Genomic DNA, 20100 nt, shown 5'->3' with positions numbered 1-20100 from the left:
AATCCTAATATAAAGGCCGGATATCTCGAATCGATATCCGGCTTGTAACGAACTTGTAAACCTTTCAGTCTGCGATTGTATCCGATTCGGGAGCGACCGGCAGCTCCAGGACGAAGAGCGACCCTCCCGGCCCGGATTCGGCCAGTCGAACGGTCCCGTTCTGCTTCTCGGCAAGGCTTCGGACAAGCGACAGGCCGAGTCCGGTGCCTCCGGTCTCGCGGGAACGGTCGTCGCTGACGGTATAGAACGGATCGAAAATCCGTTCCCGCGCTTCCCCCGGAATTCCGATGCCGGTATCGGCGACTTCGATTCGCATGACCTCCGCGCTATCGGCGCTGCGCGCGCGGAAGTTCGCGATTCGAACCGTTCCGCCCTCCTTGTTGTATTTCACCGCGTTATCGAGCAGGTTAAGGAGCATATGCATCAGGTTATCCGGGTCCGCCCAAACGTCTGCTTCCTCTAGCTTGGCCTCGATGCGGACGTTCCTTGCGTCGGCTTTGATCCGAATGCGGTCGATCGCCTCGCGAATGGCCGGAGCGATCGGAACCGACCGGGCCGCCGTCTGAAAATCGTATACGTCCATCGACGACAGCTTCAGCGCCTTCTCCACCAGCCCGTATAAGCGCTGAGCTTCCTGCCGGATCTCCACGGAGGCTTTATCGAGCAGCTTCGGGTCGTCTCCGTACATCCCAAGCAGGTCGGAGTAGGCGAGGATGGCGGTGAGAGGCGTCTTCAGCTCGTGGCTGATATTGCCGATAAACTGCTTCTGCTGCCGCTCCAGCTCCTCGAGCCTGGCGATCGCTTCGATCAGCTTCCGTTTCTCCTCCTCGAGCTCGCGTACGGACGAAGAGATGTTCTCGCTCATTTCATAGATGCCTTGAGAAAGATGCCCCAACTCGTCCCTCCGTTTGACGGAAGGAGCGGCGAGGTATCGGCCTTGCCCGATTCGGCTCGCGTCCTCGTTCAGCTTGGCGATGACGCCGACCTGGCGCCTTACGTACAGGAAGCCGATCAGAAATCCCGCCGCCAGCACGGCGCCGCCGGTCGTCAGAAACAGGTTGCGGATGCGGGAGTAGAACGCTTGCTGCTCGGCAAGAGAACCGTGGAACTGGACGGTCCCGAGCAGCTCGTCGGCGTTATATAACGGTGCCAGGTATAAGACGGCGCTTCCTTCGGTGATATAGGCGGACTGGCCGCGGGCCGTATAGGCCAAGGCGTCCTGGACGTCGACCCGCGGCTGGACCGGCAGCGACGTGCCGGCGAAGCTGCCGTCCGCCCGATAGAGCGTCACCGCCATGCCGCTCATTTCGCCGAGATCGACCGCGAGCTTCTGGCCGCTCTTATCCATGAACTCGTTCGGCTCCACGCGCTCTCCGGTCAAGTAAGCCTCGCGAACGCGCAGATTCGCCGAATCCGCCTGATGCTCGAACGTTTGCTCGAGACGGGTTCGCTGATCCTCCCGGATGCCGGCGAGCACAAGCGAACTGAGCAGCACGAGGACGAACGCGAGCAGGAGGGCGAGAAGCAGCGAAATCCGCCATTTCAGCCCGAAGCGGGGCCGGCCCCTCACGACGGCTTCTCCAGCTTATACCCGACGCCGTAGACGGTCTGAATCAGGCCATGGGCATCGCCCAGCTTCTTGCGCAGTCTCTGAACGTGAATATCGACGGTGCGCGTCCCTCCGGCGAAGTCCATCTCCCACACGAGCTCGAGCAGGTCCTCGCGGGTATATACCCTCTCCGGATTGCGCGCGAACAGGACGAGCAGCTCGAATTCCTTAGGGGTGAGATCGAGCGTCCGGCCTCCGATTCGGGCAGAGTGGGCGTAAGGATCGACGACGAGGCCGCCGATCGCCAGCACTTCCCTACCGTTGGGGCTCGCCTCCGGAGCAGCCGGGGTCCGGCGCCTCGCGAGCGCCTTCACCCGGGCGATCAATTCCCGCATATCGAACGGCTTGGTCATATAATCGTCCGCGCCGAGCTCGAGTCCGAGCACTTTGTCCACGATATCGTTCTTAACCGTGAGCAGCATGACGGCGGGGCGGTCCCGCTCGTCGAGCCGACGGCATACTTCATATCCGTTTAATTTGGGCATCATGACGTCGAGGACCAGTACGTCGGGACGGAAGGAACGGACCTTCTCCAGCGCCTCTTGCCCGTCCGCGGCGGTCTCCACCTCGTAGCCTTCCCGTGCCAGCGCGTACGCGATCGCACCCGAGATGCTGGCTTCGTCGTCTACTGCCAATACTTTTATCATCTTCGCCAGCCTCCTCTCCCTCTACTGTACCCATTTTCAACCAATTCGTCGAATGCCCGGAGAAAGGAACAAAAAAACGGCGACATAGGATATCGAGTATCCTACGCCGCCGTTTGGACGACTAGCTTGCTGGAGCGAAATGCCCCGTATCACGAAATTAGAACCACCGGCTCAGATCCGGGTAGCCGCTCGTTGCCCACGCTCCGTCGACAAGCAGGCTGGCTCCGTTGACGTAGCCGGCATCGTCGCTTGCCAGGAACAAGGCCGGACCGGTCATCTCCTCCGGCTTGGCCGCGCGTTTCATCGGGATCCGCTCCAGGTAAGCCGCTTGGATGTCCGGGCTCGCCAGCAACCCGGCCGTTAGAGGCGTCTCGATCAGACCCGGAAGGATGGCATTGACGCGAATGCCGTCGCGCGCCATCTCGAGCGCGCCGTTCTTCGTCAGCATCTCGACTCCGGCTTTGGCCGAGGAATAAGCGGCGCCGGCATACATCGGCACATGCGCGTTCAGCGACGCGACGTTCACGATGGCTCCTCCGCCTTGCTTGGCCATCTGCAGGGCTTCATGCTTCATGCTCAGGAAGACGCCCTTGAGGCAGAGATCGACGGTGAAATCCCAGTCCGCTTCGGACAGGTTCTTGATGATTCCCGCCTTCGAAGCGCCGGCCACGTTAAAGGCGATATGGAGCCCGCCGAACTTCCGGACCGTCGCCTCTACCAGCTCCGCGATCTGATCCTCTTGCGTAACGTTCGTTTGAACGCCAAGGAAGCGATCGCCCAGCTCCGATTGCAGCGCGTTCAAGCGCTCTTGGTTCAGGTCGGCGCCGACGACCGAAGCCCCCTCCTGCAGAAGACGATTCGTGATGGCGTAGCCGACGCCGGAAGCGGCACCGGTTACGATAGCGACTTTGTCTTTGAAGCGATTGCTGAACATGGAAAGTCTCCTTTCGGATACCAGAATGATAATGCTTACACAGTCAAGTTTACTACCGCCATTTGTTCATGTATATTTAAATAAATTTAGTTTTGGTTAAATAAAATTAAAATAAAAACTTTGGTGATACTAGTGAATCTTGAACAAATGGAATACTGCCTTGAGGTCGCGAAGACCCATTCCATCACGATAGCCTCGACGAACCTAAGGGTGACTCCGTCCACGATCAGCCAGGCCATCAGCCGTCTCGAGGAAGAACTGAACCTGAAGCTGTTCGAACGCACCCGCAAAGGCGCCATCCCGCTGAGCGAAGCCGGCCCCATCCTCGACCGGTTCAAAGAAGTGCTCGACAAGGTCCGGCAGATCAAGGAGAGCACGGACGTCATCGGCCAAGGAGAACTCAAGCTGTCGGTCATTCCCGGCGGCGTCCCGTCTATCGTTCAAACCATCTCCAGCATGAAAAAAAGCCATCCCGACATTAAATTCGAGCTGTCGGAGAAGGCTTCGTGGAAGATCATCCAAGAAATTCGCGACAAGCAAGCCGATATCGGACTGATCGCCATCTACGAGGAAGACGTCCGGAAGCTGCTTAAGGGCTTGTCGTTTCAAGCGATAGACCAAGGGAAGCTGTTCGCCTGCGTGAGCAAAAGAAACGCTTTGGCCAAGAAGCGAACGGTAACCCTGAAGGATCTGCAAGAAGAAACGTTCGTGCTGTTCAACGATGAATTCGTGGATCCTTTGATGGAGGAGATCTCCCGGCTGTACGGCGACGCGAACGTTCTGCTGAGAACCAACAATTCCGAAGTGATCGGCGCCGCGCTGCTTCAATTGGATGCCGTCACCATCGGGCACGAATACAGCTTCGCCAACGGTTCTAAGGCTCTCGACCTGGAAGTGGTCAAGCTCGAGCTTGACCTTCCGCAGCGCAATATCCTGATCGGTTGGGTCATGGAGCAAGCGAAGCTCGCCAGCCCGCTCGTCAAGAGATTCATGGAGCGGTATCGTTACGAGCACCATTCGAGATAATCCGGAATTCGACTGTAAACGGAAATGAGAGCCCTTATTTGGCTTTAAAAGCTCGGTTTTGAAATCTAGCGGAAATGAGCGCCTCTATTTTGGGTAGGAAGCATAAAAATGGGCGAGTCTGCCCAAAATAAGGTCTCCTGCTTCCGTTAAAAATGAAAAGCAACGTATGGGCCACAATTAGAGGCTGTCAGTTCCGTTAGAGGTAGGAATAGCGATAAGAGCGATCCCGTCCAACAAAATAGCGCCAGGGAGACTCTCCTTGGCGCCGTCCGCATGCTAATTTGAAAGCTTCCGCAAGGAATCCCGCGCCAGCAGGTTCCCGTTGATCAAAGTCTTCTCGAAAGGCCGGTCCGGATCCTCCAGCCTGGTTAGGAGCATCTCGACCGCTCTTTTCCCCATTCTGGCATTCGGAACTTGAATCGTGCTGAGCGTCGGAAGCCGCGGATCCGTCACCTCGTCGGTATGGTCGAAGCCGGTGACCGACACCGTCTGAGGCACCTGAACTCCGTTGTCGGCGAGCGACCTCATGACAAGGTATGCGAAGAAGTCGTTCCCGCAGACGAACGCCGACGGCAGCTTATTCTTCTCGATCAGCATCGGAATTTCCTTGTCTACGATAAGATAGGCGTCCTCTTCTACCTGCAGGAGAGGATCGTCCGAGGAAGGAATCGGCAGCTCCGCTTCTTCGAGCGCGCTCCGGAACCCGAGCCAGCGATCGTGGAAGCTGCGGGAATACTTCGGGCTGCCGACGAAGCGGATGCTGCGGTGGCCGGACCCGATCACCGCGGAGGCCATCCGGTACATGCAATCGTAGTTGTTCATGAACACCGAATCGGAAGGGATAAGCGGATCTTCATGATCGACCAGCACGAAGGGAAGGCCTAGGTGCCGAATCTCCAACAATAAGGGAGTGGCGATGTAGCCGATTCCGATCACTCCGAGCACTCCGTCCGGGTTGATGCTCTTGAGGGAGCGTTCCGAGAAGCTCTCCGTCACCATCATGACCCCGAGCTCCCGTTCCGCCAACGCGGCCGATACTCCGTCGATGATTTTCCCCCAGAACAACGACTCCCTGCTCTGAAAGCGCACGTTCGGCATCACGATGATGACGGTGCTTTTGTTCGTTCCCTGAATCCGGCCGCGGCGATCCGTTCCGGAGGACGCCCGGGCCGCGATTAGCTTGGCTTTCCAATAGTAGCCGAGCTCGTTGGCCGCTTGCACGATTCTCGCTCTCGTCTCCTCGGCAACTCCGGGCTTGCCCGACAGCGCCTGCGAGACGGCGAATTTGGAGACGCCGACCTGGTCGGCGATCTGCTGCATGGTTACTTTTTTCAATCGGGACTCACTCCGTTTAGGTCTGCTGCCCTAATCATACCAGATGTTGCGGGATCGCACATAAGGATAGCGCTTACATGTTGATGCTTTTGAATTCTTTGGCGCTGCAGCCGGTATATTCCTTGAATTTCTTGTAGAACCAGTCCAACTGCCGGTAGCCTACCTCGTGCGCGATCTCGTAGATTCGCTTATCCGTGCCGATCAGCAGCTCCTTCGCCTTCTCCATGCGCACCTGAACGAGATAGTCGTTAAAGGAGATTGCCTCGTAGCTCTTGAACAAGCGTCCCAGATATGCGGGGTTCACGAACAGCTGCTTGGCTATCGACTTCAGGCATACGCCGTCTCCGTAATTTTGCTGCAGGATCGCTTTGGCCTCCTCGACGAACGGATGCGTGCTCTGCTCCTCGCTCGGAGGAGCGGCTTCGACGGCCGCAAGCGCCGCGGCCAATGCCTTGTTCAAGTCGAGAAACGTATGCATCATCTCTCCGATCCCGATTCTCGCTTGAACCTTCGCGTACTTCGCCAGGCAGGAGCCCAAAAACTTCTGAAGCCGCTCCATCGCTTCGTCGGTCAGCTCGTTCTTGGTTCCGTACAAAACGAGGCCGATCGTGGACTTGTCGATGAGGAACACCGTTCCCGCCCTGCCCATGAGATCCTCGATGATGTTGATGACCGCGAACTGCTCCAGCTCGGCATGGACCGCGCTTCCGCCGGAATCCTCGATAAGCCGGACGACCATGGTCCGCTGGACCCGGCGTACGTTCTCCGTCCTGAATTCGGCGGAATCGAGCGGCTCGGATGTCGTGGATCGATACAGCTCAGCCTCAATGGTAAGCGCATTCATTCCCATCATCGAAAAACCTCCATTTCCCTTGGTATCCTAATTTTACATCATTTTATCATAAAAACAATATAAATTATGCTAACTAATCAAATAAATTTTCTGCTTGTAAAACGATTTCTTTCTATCAAATCCGCGTATTAAGCCTAATATCACTAGAATGATAGAGATATGTTGTCGATTTATGTCGTTTTGTTATCCTAACAAAAACCACAGCCAGTCTTCCTCTTCCCATCCGAACCATGCTCGAATTCAGCCCGAACCCAGCCCGAATAGCCCGCGAAGGAGCTCTCTCTCGAACGCCGATCACGCGAGAAGCGAATGCTTTTCTCTCGGTCTCGGCGCCCCTCGCTTCCCCATCGCGGGCTATGCGATCTGGCCGTTAGCGTTTCTTGCGAGAGCTTGCGTAATAGGCGGCCCATGATGCCAGAATGACCGCGGCCGCCGTCACGGACAGAACGGCGTATAGCCAATCGTTATGAGATCGGCTTGAGTTCTTCTCCGGCGGGACATCCGAAGACGGTGACGGCTCCGATGACGGAGAAGTCTCCGATGGCGGAGCGGACTCGGATGGACTCGCTTCCGCCCGCGGCGCTTCGCCTTCCGGGTCCCGACCCGCTCCCGCTGCCGCTTCTCGAACCGGATCGGACCCGGAGTTCCCCGTGACCGAATCGCCGGACTTATTCAGGGAGTATTCCACTGCGGCACCGCTCCAGAAATGAACCTTTAGCCCGATCTCCCCGTCCTTCGCTTCCTTGAAGAATTCCGGAGTGAGCCTAAGCTCGCCCTTCTCGTAATCCGGCACGAATGCAAGATTGTATTCCTGGTAAGGCGTCCATTCGGCCGGCCCGGCATTGCCGCCGTCCGCGTAAACGGCTTCCAGCGCTTTGACCCGATCCCCGTTGAATTCGGCCGGGATGCCGAACGCGGCGACATTCCCCGTAACGCCGCTTAATCGCGGCGTATCGTATAGAAGGACGCGAACGGTCCAATCCGCCCCGGAGCTGAACTTGGCGGTCAGGACGACGTTCTCCCCGTACTGCCCGGTAAGAAGCGATTCCAGCAAGGCCGACTTCAACGTCAGCTTATCTTCGCTAACCGCGTAATCGGCGCCCGCAGCGAGCTCCCTTTCCCCCGCATATAGGCCGGCGAACGAATTGCCGTTCAAGTCGAGCGCGAGAACGGAATCCCGGACGGGCTCTCCCTTCCGAATAAAGACCGTGTCGCTCTCCGCCGTCGAAGAACGCCCCGTCCAGCCGGCCGACATGACGGCGTACAAAGAAGGATCGTTCCACCTGAGCCCCCTCCGGTCGAAGTGCTGACCGTTGTCCCATAGCATCGCGGTCATCTTTTTCTCGCGGGTATAATAGCCCACATATTCGAAATACTTCAGAATCTCTCCGTGCTCGATGGTATCGTAGGACTTGTCGAATCCGAGCAGGCCGTATTCGCCCACGAGAACCGGGATCCCCTTCGCGACGAACTCGTCGTACGCCAAATCGAAAAATTGCTCCAGCTGCGCTCTTGCCTCGTCGTCGAAAGTCGTCGCGCCCGCCACGTTTACGCTGAACGGATAAAAACCGTAGAAGTGGATCGTCGCCATCAGGCGGTCGTCCTTCAGCTTCTCGATCGTCTTGGCGAGCACCGCGATGCGGGTCGGGGTCGAGCTCGCCGTCAAAGTCGACAGCACCAGAGGACGCTTGGCGTTGTTGCCGCCGGATTCCCGGACGATCCGGTAAAAGGCGACATTCAGCTCCTCCAGCATGGCGAAGTATTCGGGAGCGTCCTTGTTCCAATCGTCCGAGAACCGCGGTTCGTTGACGCTTTCGAACAGCAGCCGGTCGGGCTCGTTCTTGAACTCCTCCGCGATCTGCCTCCAGACCGCCTCGAACTTGGCGAGAACGGCCTCGCGCTCGGTCCCCATCTTGCCGATCCAATGCGAGTCGTGATGCATGTTCAGAACGACGTGCAAGCCGACATCCAGCGCCATATCGACCACCTCTCGAACCCGGCTCATGTAATCCGCGTCGATCGCATACTCCGGCCCTTCCCCAAGATGTCCGTCCCAGGTGACCGGAATCCGGATGCTCTTAAAGCCTTCGGCGGCCAATCGTTCGATCAGCTCCTTGGACGTAACCGGGTTGCCCCACGCGGTCTCGCTCGGAGCGTCGAAGGTGTTGCCCAGGTTCCAGCCGGGCTGCATGCTTTCGGCCGCTTTCTGCATCGCGCTTATCCCCTTTCCTTCCGCTGCATCCGAGTGCTCGGGCGCGCTAGTCGCCGCTAAGGCGATGAATAGGACGATCTTGATCAGAAGACGCAACGGTTTCATGCCGCCCCCTCTTTGAGATAAGATGAATTCGTTCCATCGGTAGCATCCCCTTCTACGGAACGTATCCGAAGGCAAGAATCGAGAATTTCTTGTTCTTGGAGCCGTCCGCCATGCGGATCTCCACCCGACGCCGCTTGGGGGTTTCTTCGCTCAGTACCATTCGCGCGGCGGGGTTGTTCCATCCCGAGCTCATGTAACCTTCGGCTTTCAGCATGAACTCTCCGTCGACGAACAGGTCGATAGCGCCCGTTCCCGGATCCTTGCTCTCCATATAGACGAGGAACAGGCTTCGGCAGGTCAGCTCCATGGCGAACCCGTCGCCCGATGCGTCCGCCGACCGCGTCCATCCGTTCGGGAACTGGGGGATCGTCTTCGCCGGCTCATACCCGCCCAGCGCCAATACGCGAGCATCGCTTGATTCCAACAGCCTCATCCCGCGGAACTCGTCGCCGTACACGCGGGCGGAGGCGACCCGGTCGACTTTGTCTTCTTCTTCGTCCTCCACCTCCCGGTCGACCGTCTCGTAGAAGTGCTTGATCATATCCGCGATCAGGAGGTGCCCGTTCGCGTTCGGATGGATGTTATCCTCCGAGTACTCCCGCCAAGTCATTCTCCCGGCCCTAATCTCCGGCAGGATGGCGTCCTTCACGCTGATCATCGGTAGCCCGAGCCTCTCTCCGATCAGCTCCATCTCGTTCTGGGCGGAGTATCCCGTCTCCGTTAAGGTGAAGAGCAGCACGACCGCCGGCTTACACTCGCTTCCCAACAGCCGGATCAACAGGCTCTCGAACGCCGTCATGCTCACGCTATCCCTGGAGTCGTTCACGGCGAACTCCACGAACACGATGTCCGGCCTGTGCCGCAGAACATCCCGTTCCACGCGAATCAACCCGATCAAGGAGGGCGTACCGGACATGCCGGCGTTCACGCAGGCCGCGTTGCTCCCCGTTCCGTAGATCCGCGCGAAGCCGTCGCAGGACAACGTCGCGAAGTTACCGTTCGCGCCTGCGGAATGGCCTTCCGTAATCGATCCCCCCAAATAAGCGATCGTCACCGGTGCGCCCTGCCTGGACTTGGCGATCGTGCTCTTGATTCGTTTATTGTTGCCGGTTCCGATCAAGGAACGCTCGATCCATTCGTTTCGGAATTCCTCTCGCTCTTTAGCAGCCGCGCCCATAGGGTTCTCCTATCGTATCGGAGTCTGGCTTTGCCCATCCGCCGAACTTGTTATCACGAATATGGTAGCGCTTTCTATTCCAATAATCCAATTGCTATATTAGTATAGAAAGTATAAGCAGAAACTTATGACTTGCGGGGAGAGGAAGACATGACGCCGCAGCATTTGAAGTACTTGTTGACCTTGGCCGAAGAACTGAACTTCTCGAAAGCCGCCCAGAAGCTGTTTATCACGCAGCCCTCGTTAAGCCAATACGTCAGAAACCTGGAAGCCCAACTGAACGTTCCGCTGTTCGACCGGAGCACCGCTCCGATTCGGCTGACACCGGCCGGTCAAATCTATATCGACGCCGCGCGCAGGATTCAAGCGATCCACGCGGAGCTCGACAACCGATTGGCGGACCTTCACAACTTGGATATCGGGGAGCTGCGGATCGGAACGACCCCGTTCCGGGCTTCCTGTTTGCTGCCCAAGAGCATCGGGGCGTTCCGGCAAAAACACCCGGGCGTGAACATTCGCATCATGGAGGAAAAGGAATCGGAGCTGGAGTCCCTGCTGGCGGACGGTCATCTGGACCTGTGCATTCTGGCCGGTCCGTTAAACGGGTCCTTATTCCACTCCGAACCGTTGGCGGAAGAAACGCTGTATTTGGCCGTCCCTCCGGCGAGCTCTTTCCATAACGGAAGAGAGGATCGCCAGCTCTCCTCCGAGGACATCATGACGAACTCCCGCCGCCTCTTCCGCGCCCCTCCGGTCGACCTGTCCCACTGCACCCGGGAATCCTTTATCTTTTTGCAGCAGGACAAGCACTTCCGGCTCCTCGAGCAGGAGCTTTCCCATCTGCCGGACTTCAGCCCGGAGATCGTGCTGCACACCGAGAGCATCGAGACTTCCTTCGCCTGGACCTTGTCGGGGATCGCCTTCTGCTGCATTCCGGACACGTTCATCCGTTTCGGCAACCAGGAACGGCATCCCGTCTACTACAAGCTGGACAGCCCTTCGGCGAAGCGGGACATCGTCGTTGCCTTCAAGAAAAACCGTTATTTGTCGAGAGCCGCTTCCAAATACGTTTTAATCCTTAGGCAGCTGATCGGGCAGGGAACCTGGGAGCCGCCGGGCTGAAGGCGGACGCGCCGTCTAAATCAAATCGAACACGGGCTTATCCGCAAGAAACCGAACGGATAGTCCCGGGAACGCCTCTTGCAGCCTCCGGCATAGCAACGCCATCCCCGGCGCCTCGCTCTCCGCGTGCCCGATGACGATCAACGCTTTGCGCCGCCCTAAACTCGCGGCGTCGCGGACATACTCCGGCGCTTCCCATTCCGGTCCTTCTCCCGCGATGATCAGCTCCGCCTCGTCCGATTCGAGCAGCGGAATGACCGTCGCTCCTCCGCCTCGGTAGCCGACCAGAATGCCGACCCGCTCGCAGGACATCGAGCGGTCTCCGACAACGCGCACGAACGGCAGGCCTAAACGCTCTTTCACGTAAGAGGCCGCCTCTCCGACCGTCATCGCCGGAATCGTCAGAAGCGACGCGGCGGGACGATTCTCGCGGACGCGCTCTTCCCACCCCAGCGCTTCGATCAGCCCCCAGGTAATCCCGTCCGGCACGCACCGGTGAACGTCGTCATGGCAGCGGTAGATCGCAATTCCCGATTCCTCGATCAACCGCCTTTTCCGCTCATAGACTCCGTTCGGCCGAAGCCCCTCCGCGCGTTCCTGATGGCTGTAATAGACGCCCTCATGCGCGATAAGCAGATTCGCCCCCATGGCGATCGCCCGCTCGATCGCCGACACCGTGGGCATGAACGAGACCGCGATCCCCCGGACGATCGTGTCCGGCCCGCCGAACCGCAGCCCGTCCACCGTCGGATTCGGCCTCTCGGCCGCCGTCTTTCCGATTCGATCGATGACCTCTTGGATGGTAACGGTCATATAGGCCTCCTCCGTTATCTTGGGATGTGAAGCAATGCCGCAATCGTGGCCTCTAACCTCGACCGGCTAGAGACCGAACGCGCGCGAAGGAGCCCGGCCTCTCTCGGCCGGACCCCTTCCTATTTTTAGCCCTATTCTACCTTGGCGGCCGCCGTATCGTCGAGCGCCTTCTGGAAGATCGATTTGCGAGCTTCCGTCGCCGCGGCAGGCGACTTCTTATCCTTCGTCAATTCGTCTACCATTCCGTAGAAGTCGTTCGAGAAGATCGACATGAACAGCTTGTAGTTGAGCACCTTCAGGTTCTTGGAAGCTTCGATCGCCATATCGATGTCCTGCTGGTTCGTGTAGGACGATTCGAGGCTCGTTTGTCCCGGGTATTCGTCTTCCGGCGGCACGTCGTAGATCTTGCGGAACAGGTACAGAACCTTCTCCGGATCCTTGACGCCCTTCGGAATCGTCCAGAAGTTCGGACCGCCGGCGTTGCTGTAATATTGATCGGCGGACGGGCCCTTCGGGAACGGCACGAAGCCGATATCGACGTCGCCCATGTCTTGCTTCACGGATACCGTCTGCCAGTTGAAGCCGACGTACATCAGTACGTTGCCCTTGCGGAAAGCGGGCCCCGCGGCTTGCCAGTCGGCGGCGACTCCCTTAGGAAGGTAATTCGAGCTCATGATTTCCTGGGTGAACTGCATCGCTTCGACCGTCTTCTGGTCGTCGAGCGTCTGCTTGTTGCCTGCCAGGTCGATCAGGTCTGTGTTGTTGGACGTCAGCGCGAAGTCGAGGAAGTTGCTGGAGTAGTCGGCCAAGCCGTAGGTGTCGCCTTGAGTCGCTTGCGCGGCGACTTCCTTGAACTTGTCCCAGGTCCACGTTCCGTCCTTGACGTAGTCGGCCAGATCCTTCATGCCGAGCTTCTGAAGCAGCGTCCGGTTGTAAAGGATGCCGCTATACGTGAAGTAAGGGTTGTCGCTCCAGCCGTACAGCTTGCCGTTGAAGGTGGAGGTCTCGATGACGAACGGATCGATGAACGTCGTCTTGTCCGCGCCGCTCGCTTCCAGCGCGTCGTCGATCGGCTGAATGATGCCCTTGTTCACGAGGCCCGGATACGCCATGCCCTGCTCGAAGCGGACGATATCGGCGAAAGGCTGGCCCGCGAGCACGGAGCTCGTCGTTTTCTCTACGATTTGGTCATAGGCGACGTTCTCGAACTTCAGCTTGAAGTTGTACTTCTTCTCTAGATCGGCAATGTTCTGCACGACCTGCTTGCTGGATTCGGTGTCGCCCTTCGGCGCCTGGTCCCACCATGTGGCGATCGTGATCGTGCGTCCGCCAAGGTCGAAATCCAATTCTTCCGAGCTCGCGGACTCGGACGGCGACGCGCTCGGGCTCGCGCTTGGGCTCTCGCTGGGGCTGGCGCTCGGGCTTGCGCTCGGACTCGCGCTGGGGCTGGCATCGTTGCCGTTATTGCCGCCTCCGCAGGCCGTCAATGAGAAAGCGAGAGCGGTCGTCAAGCCAAGCAGTAGCGTCTTCCTTGTTCCGTTCAACCTTCATTCCTCCCCTAATATTCCATTTCAGTTAGCGGCAGAGCCGTCATCGAATGGGTTCACCAATCATTGTAGGGTTCCAAATAGTAGGCAACAATCCTAGAAATTGCACTTTCAGCCCTAGTGATTATACAATTGCCAGCCGCTCTATCAGCCGACGAGACCCGTGCGGTCGATGCTCTCCACGAAGTAGCGTTGGACGAAGAGATACATGACGATCAGCGGCAGAATCGAGAGCAGCAGTCCGGTATCGACCAGCATGGACGCGTAGAACGGATCCACCTGGTTGGTCGCTCCCAGCATGACGTTCACCTTATAGGGGAAGCCGAGCGTCGCGTTCGTCAGCGTGTTCATGCTGGGCAGGAAGTTGGAAGAGAAGAACGTATCGTTCCACTGCCAGACGAAGGCGAACAGCATCACGGTCACCATGGCCGGAATCGCGTTGGGCAGCATGATGGAGACAAAGCTCTTGAAGACTCCCGCTCCGTCGACGAAGGCCGCCTCTTCGATCTCCTTCGAGATCCCTCGGAAGAATTGCCTGAAAATATAGATGAACAAGCCGGACTTCAAGGCGTTGCCCGTGATCGCCATCAGAACGAACGGCCAATACGTATCGAGCATGTTGATGCCGTCGCCGAAAATCAGGTGGAACAAGCCGAACAGGTCGAACGACTTGAAATTGACGTAGCTCGGAACGAGAATCGTCTGCGGCGGCACCAGAATCGTCAGGATGACTCCCGCGAACAGGATGTTGATCCCTCGAAAAGGAAGCTTGGCGAACGCGTAGCCGGCCATCGCGCAGCTCAGGGTCTGGAGGATCGTCGTGACGGCCGACAAGGTGAAGCTGTTGCGGATCGCCGAGAAATACCCCATCACGTCGATAGCCAGCTTGTAATTCTCCAAGGAGAAGCGCTCGGGAATCCACATGACGGTCGGATTCGTCAAGTCCTCCAGCGTCTTGAACGAGGTCGACACCTTCAGCAGGATCGGATACAGAATGACGAAGGACATTCCGATGAGAAGCACCGCCCGGACCAGCGAGCTCAGGCGCTTCGACCACTTGTTCACGTTGATCGCGCTCTGCTTGAACCGATACAGGTCGGACGCGGTCTTCTTGCTATCGGCAGGCGCGTGCTTAGCGCCGGGCGCCGCTTCAGTCTGTTGGGTCATTCTGATCACCTCTAATCATGATAGAACACCTTTCTCGACACGACGAAGGTGCTGATCGCGAGAATAACGGCGACGATCGCGAAGTAAATCCAGGCCATCGCCGAGCTGAGACCGAAATCGAGCGTCTTGAACGCGGTCGTATCGATCTGCTGGGTAACCGCGTTGTTCAGGAACGAATCGATGATCGTATAAACCAGATTCGTCAGGATCAGCGGACTCACCATCGGGAACGTGATTTTCCAGAACGCTTCGTAGCCCGTCGCGCCTTCCATGCGGGAAGCTTCGTACAGCTGAGGCGAGATCGACTGCAGGCCGGCCAGGAAAATAATGATCTGAACGCCGGATTGGCTGATAATCTCGTAAATCCGGTCGACGGCGCCCGTCAGGTAGTTCACGATCGATTCGTTGACCCCGATGTCCATCATCATGTTCTTGAGCTCGATGCTCTGCAGGAAGCCGTTCACCGAAGCCCCCGCCGGATTGTTCGAGGCCAGGTTCGCGTCCATGATCTGCTGCATGTAGCCGGCATTGTTGATGCTCAGCATGACGCCGGACGCCAGGATGACGGGGAGGAAAAAGATCGCCCGCGCCAACGAGCGGCCAAGGAACTTCTGGTTGAGCAGCACCGCGATGAACAAGCTGAAGATGATGATCAGCGGAACGTTGACGACCATCTCCCCGACGACCGTCGTCAGCTTGCGGACGAACGTCGCGTCCACGTAGAGCGCTTGGGTGTAGTTCTTCCAGCCTTCGAACGTCAGCGTGTAGCCGTTGTCGGACGCCTTCAGGTCGTTAAAGCTGTAGACAGCCGAATTCACGAGCGGCACGAGGAAAAAGAAGATGAACCCGAACGCCCACGGAGCCAGGAAAAGCATCCCCGTGAGCGCCTTTCTTTGCTGAAACGTGCGCTTGGGCGATCTCATCGGTTATCCCCTCCCACCAGGAAGTCTTCGGCCGGAATGCGGCTGCCGTCCACGTCGACCTCGTAATCGTTGTAGTTGACCGTAATCGTTCGTCCGCCTTCGTACGTCGTCCGGTAGACGTTCTCCGCGAGCTTCTCGTGCCCGACGATCGCCTTGTCCTTAACGACGTTCAGCGCTTCCGATACGGTCTTGTAAGAGGCTGCGGCCTTATCCATCCAAGTTTGGTAGTGGACGGAATACAGGTTCAGGAACGCGGTGTTCTTCACCTTGCTGTTCTCCGCGTAAATCCATTTGAAGTACAGGTTCGACCCGTACTCCAGGCTCTTGAGCACGTATTTCCGAACGTCCGCTTCCCGGGACAGGTTCGCCGGGGCGCCGGCGTAATCGACGTAGCCGTGAAGCACGATCTGGTAGAACGGGACGGCCTCGTCCGTGATGTTGTAGCCGTTGTTCGACATCGGCGCTTCGACGATGTCCTTCGCGTACTTCAGGACGTAAGCGTTGCCTCCGTCCGTCATGATGTTCGGCAGCCGGGCGCCGATCTTCTCGAGTTGATCCTTGTTGATCTCCTCCGATTGGACTCGGTCGACGACGTTGTTGCGCCGGTAGTCCCCGTCGAGCTGATGCCCGATGTTGCGGACGGAGATGCCGGTCTCCCCGTATTTCTTGTAGGCGCTCAGGAAGTCGTCCACGACGTTCGGAACCAGCCGCGGGGACAGCGGCCTCGCCCAATCCGTCCGCTCCCATACCCAGGCGGATTCTCGGTTGATATAGCGGGACACGGCCTTGGCCTCGGTATATTCGCCGCTCGTCGTATACAAGTGCGTGAACGACACGTCCGGGAACAGCTCGATCCCTTCTTGTTCCGCGTAGGAGATCAGGTCCTTGTAGCCGGAGCTTCCACCAAGAGAGCCGTCGACCTTGATCTTATCCGCGACCTTATGGGAGTAGCCCCCGTTGAACCATCCGGACAGCCGCACCTTCTGGTTCGAGATGCCTTGCTCCTTGAGGCTGCCGATGATCGTCTGAGCTTGATCGAAGGTCGTGAGCGGCACGACGGCCTTATAAGGGACGCCAAGGATCGACTTCCGCTTCGGAATTCCTCCCACAAGCTCGAGATAGAAAGGCATCTCCTCCTGCGAATCCGCCTTCTTGGTCAGCATTCCGTTAGACAGCAGATAATCGCGGTAATATTCGGCCATGCCCGTATAGCCGGCCTTATCCCCGGACAGGAACGCGTAGCGCACGCTGAAGTCGGAATATACCGGACGCTGCTGGAACACCCGAATCTCCTTGGTCTTCGTCTCCGACGCCTGAGAGGTGACCGACAGGTTGATTTTCTCCATGCCGATCAATTGGAAGCTCGGGTAGACGCTGTTGTAGGAGCTTCGCGTCCGGCTGACTTCGGCGTGGACGGATGCCACGGCCGCCCCTTGGTCGATGATCGCCACGAAGCCGGAGTCCTTCTTCGCCAGCCCGTAGACGGGCATCCGGATCGGCTCGATCGTCGGATCGTCGTCGTTCTCCCCGTTCCAGGTCCCGCCGTCGTCGCCGTAGACGGGCTGGTTAAACGGCTCGTAGCGCTGCTTGCCGTTGTTGAGGTAGATGAGGCTGCCGGAACCGTCCGGCACGAACAGATAGCCTTCGTCCTGCAGGCCGGCCGCGCCGAAGTAAGGGAGCAGCGCGATATCCGTAAGCGGGTACGACTTCGGATATTGAATGCCCGCGGATACGATTCTGGCGATGAATTGGTCGCCCGCGAGCGTGTATTCGACCGGAATCGTGAACACCTGCTTCTCGGAGCTTCCGCTCCCGCCGTTCTCTTCGTCGTCCTTCGCCAGATCCTCGGCCGTGTAGCCGGCTTCCTGGAACGATTCCACGACTTTCTTCAGAGCGATGGCCGTCAGCTTCGTATCGTTGCGCTCGTAGACGTCCTTGTTGTTGTCGTTCACGTAAGCCGGCGTCAGATAGCGCTTGTACTTGTCGCCGACCTTATCCAGAATGAGCGCCTGGTAGCGTTCGGCGCTGATTTTCTTCGGAAGGCTGTCGATCTCGCTGCTCGCCTTGCCCAGAGTGTAAGTCACCCGCAGCCCGTTCTCGAGCGGCTCCGCGACGGCCTGGCCGAGCATGACGCTGTCCGCGTTCGACGTCTTGAACGCCTCTTGGCCCGTATTGTCGCTGTAGCTGATGATGAGCTGCGAGGACATCTGGTCCCGGACGGAAGCGTTCGCGAGCTCGTCGTCCCCCAGCTTCTCCGGCGTGGAGCGCCAGACTCGGCCTTCCTTGTCGCGAACCGCGATCGCCATCGTCGCCGGATCGTAGTAGAGCGACAGCTGTCCGTTGGCGACGATGCCCTCCATGCCTTCCAGCGCGACGGCCGGCTTCGAGAAGCTGTCGTTCCCCGCCGCCTTGGGCGGGGTGTCCCGCAGGTCGGGCAGCTCCGATTGGCTGAGCGCCGGAAGGGGCTTGTATTTGGAATACAGATAAAGTCCGGAGCCGAACACCAGAACGATCGCTACGGCTATGCTGATGATTTTCTTCAACCGGCTCGGCCCCCCTATCCTCGGAATTGCAGTTCTTTATAGATCGTGAAGAAGAAGCTGTACATCTGCTGGACCAGACTGAAGAACAGCATGCCCAGGAACACGATGAAGCCCATGCAGACGACGGTCAGGAGAATCGTCACGAGCGTCTTGAGCGCCGTGTACTGGTGAATGGTCATCGTCGAGACGAAGATCAGGAACAGGAACCAGACGATCGCGAACCCGTTCATGTAGTTGTAGAACGCCGTCTCCTCGAGCGTGATGAAGCGGCTGTACACCGTCGCCGGCACGAACAGCAGGATGAAGGGCAGAAGCGCGTAAGCCGACGCGGTCACGATCTCGCCGAACTTGCCCTCCCCGTCCATCAGCGTCGTCAGCGACCAGTTCGCCACGCACCAGAGGAAGAACGGCAGGATGACGTTGCGCAATTGAATCAGGCTGTTGAACGAATAAGGCGAATGGTGGTTGACGATAAATCCGGCGTATTGATATTGGAACATCGCGGCCACCGACACCAGGAACACGATCGACAGCGCGACGGTCAAATTCCCTTTTTTGTCGTATTTCAAATCCCAGAAGCCTTTAAACGGGTGGACGATCACGTAAAAAGGAAACTTAAGGCGTTCTTTCCACATGAGAGGCTCCTCCCTTCCTGCGCCTGAATTTGCGGAAAAGCTTCCATGCGGCCCAAGCCAAGGCTAGAGCGAAGATAGTCGTCAAAATCGTATTGAAGTGCTCCTTCAGCGTCTCCTTGCGAAGGTGCTTATAGGCCTTGGAATAGGAGTCCCGATCGAGCGCGAACTTGGCTTCCTTCACGGCTTTCTCGTGGTTGCCTTCCCGGAAGTTCGCCTTGCTGATTCCGCTGTAGGCGATCTCGAGATTCTCGTTCAGCGTGAGGACTTCCTTCCACAGTTCCGCCGCGCGGTTCTCGTTGCCGATGTAATGGTTGTGCACCGCCTCGTTGATGAGCTTGCCGTAATCCGTCGCCGCGAACGTCGTCAGCCTTGCCAGCTCTCTGTCCAGCACGAGAATCGAATCGCCCTTCTGATCGATCGCGGAAGGCACCTTGAAGTTGCCGACGCGGTCCCCGATGCTGCCGAACACGTACAGAAGCTTGCCCTCGGAATCGTAGGTGAAGATTCTTCCGCGGATCGAATCGAGCACGCTGTACGTCCCGTCCGGGCCTACGCTGATATCGACGAGAGTCGACTGGCCTCTCGTATCGTACTTCACGTCGCCGATCGGGTTGAAGAAGCCTTGCCGAAGCAGCACGTCCGTGCCCGACGGATTATGCCGTTTGATCGGCGTCAGCGTTCTTTCGGCGCTCGTCGTGAAGACGAAATCCTTGCCGTCCAGGTCCAAATTCGTGTATTCGGTCGGAACGAACGTCACCATCCGTTCCTTCTGCGCGTCCGTCGAGAAATACCGTTTCCAGACGTAGTCGGCCACGTTGTAGGTGACCCGGTTGGCGGCGAAGAAATTCTGGAATTCCCCGTTCTCGCCGAACTCCATGATGCCGTCGAACACCCGGTCGGCGATGACGAGAATGCGGCCCGCGGTGTCGACCGCGATCTTCTTCGGATCGAAGACGAAGTCGCCGGCGAAGTACTCCGACTTCGGCGCCGCGATGACGAGATCGGCTTCGCCGTTCTCGCGAAGGCGAACGACCTGGTGGTTCCCCGTATCCGCGACGTAGATCTCGCCCTGCTCGGTCACGAACACCCCGCGGGGCTTATTGAACGTCCGCTCGCTTCCCTCGTAAACGAACTTATCGAGCTGGCGAACGAACTCGTACCTTCCGTTCAATTCCACGATGCGGTTGTTGCCCGTGTCCGCGACGTAGATTTGTCCCGCTTCCGTTACATGGATATCTTCCGGCTGGTTGAAGCTTCCGATGCCGAGCTTCTCTCCTTCGACGACGCGGTCCGGAACGTAGGCGGCCGGCGACCACACGCGGTCTCCCCATCCGTCGTACGTGTAGCCGACATAAGGGACCGATGCCCGCGCGTAGCCGGAGAACATCAGAAGGAAGGACGACAAGGCCGTGGCGGCGGCGATCGCGCGAATCCATTTCGTTGTTCTCATCG

16 protein-coding genes are annotated in these 20100 nt (G+C 58.2%); 2 read left to right on the top strand and 14 right to left on the bottom strand.

Annotation, left to right across the window (positions count from 1 at the left end):
• Nucleotides 1-64: 64 nt before the first annotated feature.
• The 3 genes from H7B67_RS27170 to H7B67_RS27160 form a co-directional block, all read right to left on the bottom strand.
• Entirely contained in the window at nt 65-1570 is a 1506-nt protein-coding gene (locus tag H7B67_RS27170; protein ID WP_185123016.1) for an ATP-binding protein, read from the bottom strand.
• Nucleotides 1567-2256, bottom strand: coding sequence for a response regulator transcription factor (locus H7B67_RS27165; RefSeq protein ID WP_185123015.1), 690 nt, complete (start codon nt 2254-2256; stop codon nt 1567-1569). Before H7B67_RS27165 ends, H7B67_RS27170 begins: the two co-directional genes overlap by 4 nt.
• 157 nt (nt 2257-2413) lie before the next feature.
• Nucleotides 2414-3190: an SDR family NAD(P)-dependent oxidoreductase gene (locus tag H7B67_RS27160; RefSeq protein WP_185123014.1), complete on the bottom strand. Its 777-nt coding sequence runs from the start codon at nt 3188-3190 to the stop codon at nt 2414-2416.
• A gap of 132 nt (nt 3191-3322) precedes the next feature.
• On the opposite strand from H7B67_RS27160, the gene H7B67_RS27155 reads away from it, so the two are divergent.
• Nucleotides 3323-4216 (top strand): LysR substrate-binding domain-containing protein, encoded by an 894-nt coding sequence (locus tag H7B67_RS27155; RefSeq protein ID WP_185123013.1) that lies wholly within the window; start codon nt 3323-3325, stop codon nt 4214-4216.
• 276 nt (nt 4217-4492) lie between these two features.
• Here the strand turns inward: H7B67_RS27155 and H7B67_RS27150 are convergent, their stop codons facing one another.
• The 4 genes from H7B67_RS27150 to H7B67_RS27135 form a co-directional block, all read right to left on the bottom strand.
• Nucleotides 4493-5551 (bottom strand): LacI family DNA-binding transcriptional regulator, encoded by a 1059-nt coding sequence (locus tag H7B67_RS27150; protein WP_245363533.1) that lies wholly within the window; start codon nt 5549-5551, stop codon nt 4493-4495.
• Between the two features lie 73 nt (nt 5552-5624).
• Nucleotides 5625-6404, bottom strand: a complete 780-nt coding sequence (locus H7B67_RS27145; protein ID WP_185123012.1) for a helix-turn-helix transcriptional regulator — start codon at nt 6402-6404, stop codon at nt 5625-5627.
• Between the two features lie 370 nt (nt 6405-6774).
• Nucleotides 6775-8721 (bottom strand): cellulase family glycosylhydrolase, encoded by a 1947-nt coding sequence (locus H7B67_RS27140; protein WP_185123011.1) that lies wholly within the window; start codon nt 8719-8721, stop codon nt 6775-6777.
• A 52-nt stretch (nt 8722-8773) separates the two neighbouring features.
• On the bottom strand, nt 8774-9898 hold the full coding sequence (locus H7B67_RS27135) for an SGNH/GDSL hydrolase family protein (RefSeq protein WP_185123010.1): 1125 nt from the start codon (nt 9896-9898) through the stop codon (nt 8774-8776).
• A gap of 150 nt (nt 9899-10048) precedes the next feature.
• Between H7B67_RS27135 and H7B67_RS27130 the strand changes: the two genes are divergently transcribed.
• Nucleotides 10049-11020 (top strand): LysR family transcriptional regulator, encoded by a 972-nt coding sequence (locus H7B67_RS27130; protein WP_185123009.1) that lies wholly within the window; start codon nt 10049-10051, stop codon nt 11018-11020.
• A 15-nt stretch (nt 11021-11035) separates the two neighbouring features.
• On the opposite strand, the gene H7B67_RS27125 is transcribed toward H7B67_RS27130, so the two are convergent.
• The 7 genes from H7B67_RS27125 to H7B67_RS27095 form a co-directional block, all read right to left on the bottom strand.
• Nucleotides 11036-11833, bottom strand: a complete 798-nt coding sequence (locus H7B67_RS27125; protein ID WP_185123008.1) for a Nif3-like dinuclear metal center hexameric protein — start codon at nt 11831-11833, stop codon at nt 11036-11038.
• 131 nt (nt 11834-11964) lie between these two features.
• Nucleotides 11965-13377, bottom strand: a complete 1413-nt coding sequence (locus H7B67_RS27120) for an ABC transporter substrate-binding protein (RefSeq protein ID WP_185123007.1) — start codon at nt 13375-13377, stop codon at nt 11965-11967.
• Nucleotides 13378-13527: 150 nt separating this feature from the next.
• Nucleotides 13528-14547: a carbohydrate ABC transporter permease gene (locus tag H7B67_RS27115; RefSeq protein WP_185123006.1), complete on the bottom strand. Its 1020-nt coding sequence runs from the start codon at nt 14545-14547 to the stop codon at nt 13528-13530.
• Nucleotides 14548-14558: 11 nt separating this feature from the next.
• Complete coding sequence (locus tag H7B67_RS27110) at nt 14559-15470, bottom strand: carbohydrate ABC transporter permease (RefSeq protein WP_185123005.1); 912 nt, start codon at nt 15468-15470, stop codon at nt 14559-14561.
• Nucleotides 15467-18013: a DUF5696 domain-containing protein gene (locus tag H7B67_RS27105; RefSeq protein WP_185123004.1), complete on the bottom strand. Its 2547-nt coding sequence runs from the start codon at nt 18011-18013 to the stop codon at nt 15467-15469. Before H7B67_RS27105 ends, H7B67_RS27110 begins: the two co-directional genes overlap by 4 nt.
• Before the next feature lie 14 nt (nt 18014-18027).
• Complete coding sequence (locus tag H7B67_RS27100; RefSeq protein ID WP_185123003.1) at nt 18028-18648, bottom strand: YIP1 family protein; 621 nt, start codon at nt 18646-18648, stop codon at nt 18028-18030.
• The gene (locus H7B67_RS27095) at nt 18629-20098 is read right to left on the bottom strand and encodes an NHL repeat-containing protein (protein WP_185123002.1); all 1470 of its coding nucleotides are present in this window, start codon (nt 20096-20098) and stop codon (nt 18629-18631) included. The genes H7B67_RS27100 and H7B67_RS27095 overlap by 20 nt, the downstream gene beginning before the upstream one ends.
• Nucleotides 20099-20100: the final 2 nt, after the last annotated feature.

It is taken from the genome of Cohnella thailandensis (assembly GCF_014212135.1).
Lineage (GTDB): Bacteria > Bacillota > Bacilli > Paenibacillales > Paenibacillaceae > Cohnella > Cohnella thailandensis.
The sequence above is the reverse complement of the archived record's forward strand: the minus strand, read 5'-3'. Positions and strand labels throughout refer to the sequence as shown.

Bases quoted from the DNA above. Each gene is read 5' to 3' on its own strand.
- H7B67_RS27145 (WP_185123012.1), bottom strand. From the start codon at position 6,404: ATGATGGGAATGAATGCGCTTACCATTGAGGCTGAGCTGTATCGATCC.
- H7B67_RS27125 (WP_185123008.1), bottom strand. From the start codon at position 11,833: ATGACCGTTACCATCCAAGAGGTCATCGATCGAATCGGAAAGACGGCG.
- H7B67_RS27100 (WP_185123003.1), bottom strand. From the start codon at position 18,648: ATGTGGAAAGAACGCCTTAAGTTTCCTTTTTACGTGATCGTCCACCCG.
- H7B67_RS27130 (WP_185123009.1), top strand. From the start codon at position 10,049: ATGACGCCGCAGCATTTGAAGTACTTGTTGACCTTGGCCGAAGAACTG.
- H7B67_RS27115 (WP_185123006.1), bottom strand. From the start codon at position 14,547: ATGACCCAACAGACTGAAGCGGCGCCCGGCGCTAAGCACGCGCCTGCC.
- H7B67_RS27160 (WP_185123014.1), bottom strand. From the start codon at position 3,190: ATGTTCAGCAATCGCTTCAAAGACAAAGTCGCTATCGTAACCGGTGCC.
- H7B67_RS27095 (WP_185123002.1), bottom strand. From the start codon at position 20,098: ATGAGAACAACGAAATGGATTCGCGCGATCGCCGCCGCCACGGCCTTG.
- H7B67_RS27165 (WP_185123015.1), bottom strand. From the start codon at position 2,256: ATGATAAAAGTATTGGCAGTAGACGACGAAGCCAGCATCTCGGGTGCG.
- H7B67_RS27110 (WP_185123005.1), bottom strand. From the start codon at position 15,470: ATGAGATCGCCCAAGCGCACGTTTCAGCAAAGAAAGGCGCTCACGGGG.
- H7B67_RS27140 (WP_185123011.1), bottom strand. From the start codon at position 8,721: ATGAAACCGTTGCGTCTTCTGATCAAGATCGTCCTATTCATCGCCTTA.
- H7B67_RS27135 (WP_185123010.1), bottom strand. From the start codon at position 9,898: ATGGGCGCGGCTGCTAAAGAGCGAGAGGAATTCCGAAACGAATGGATC.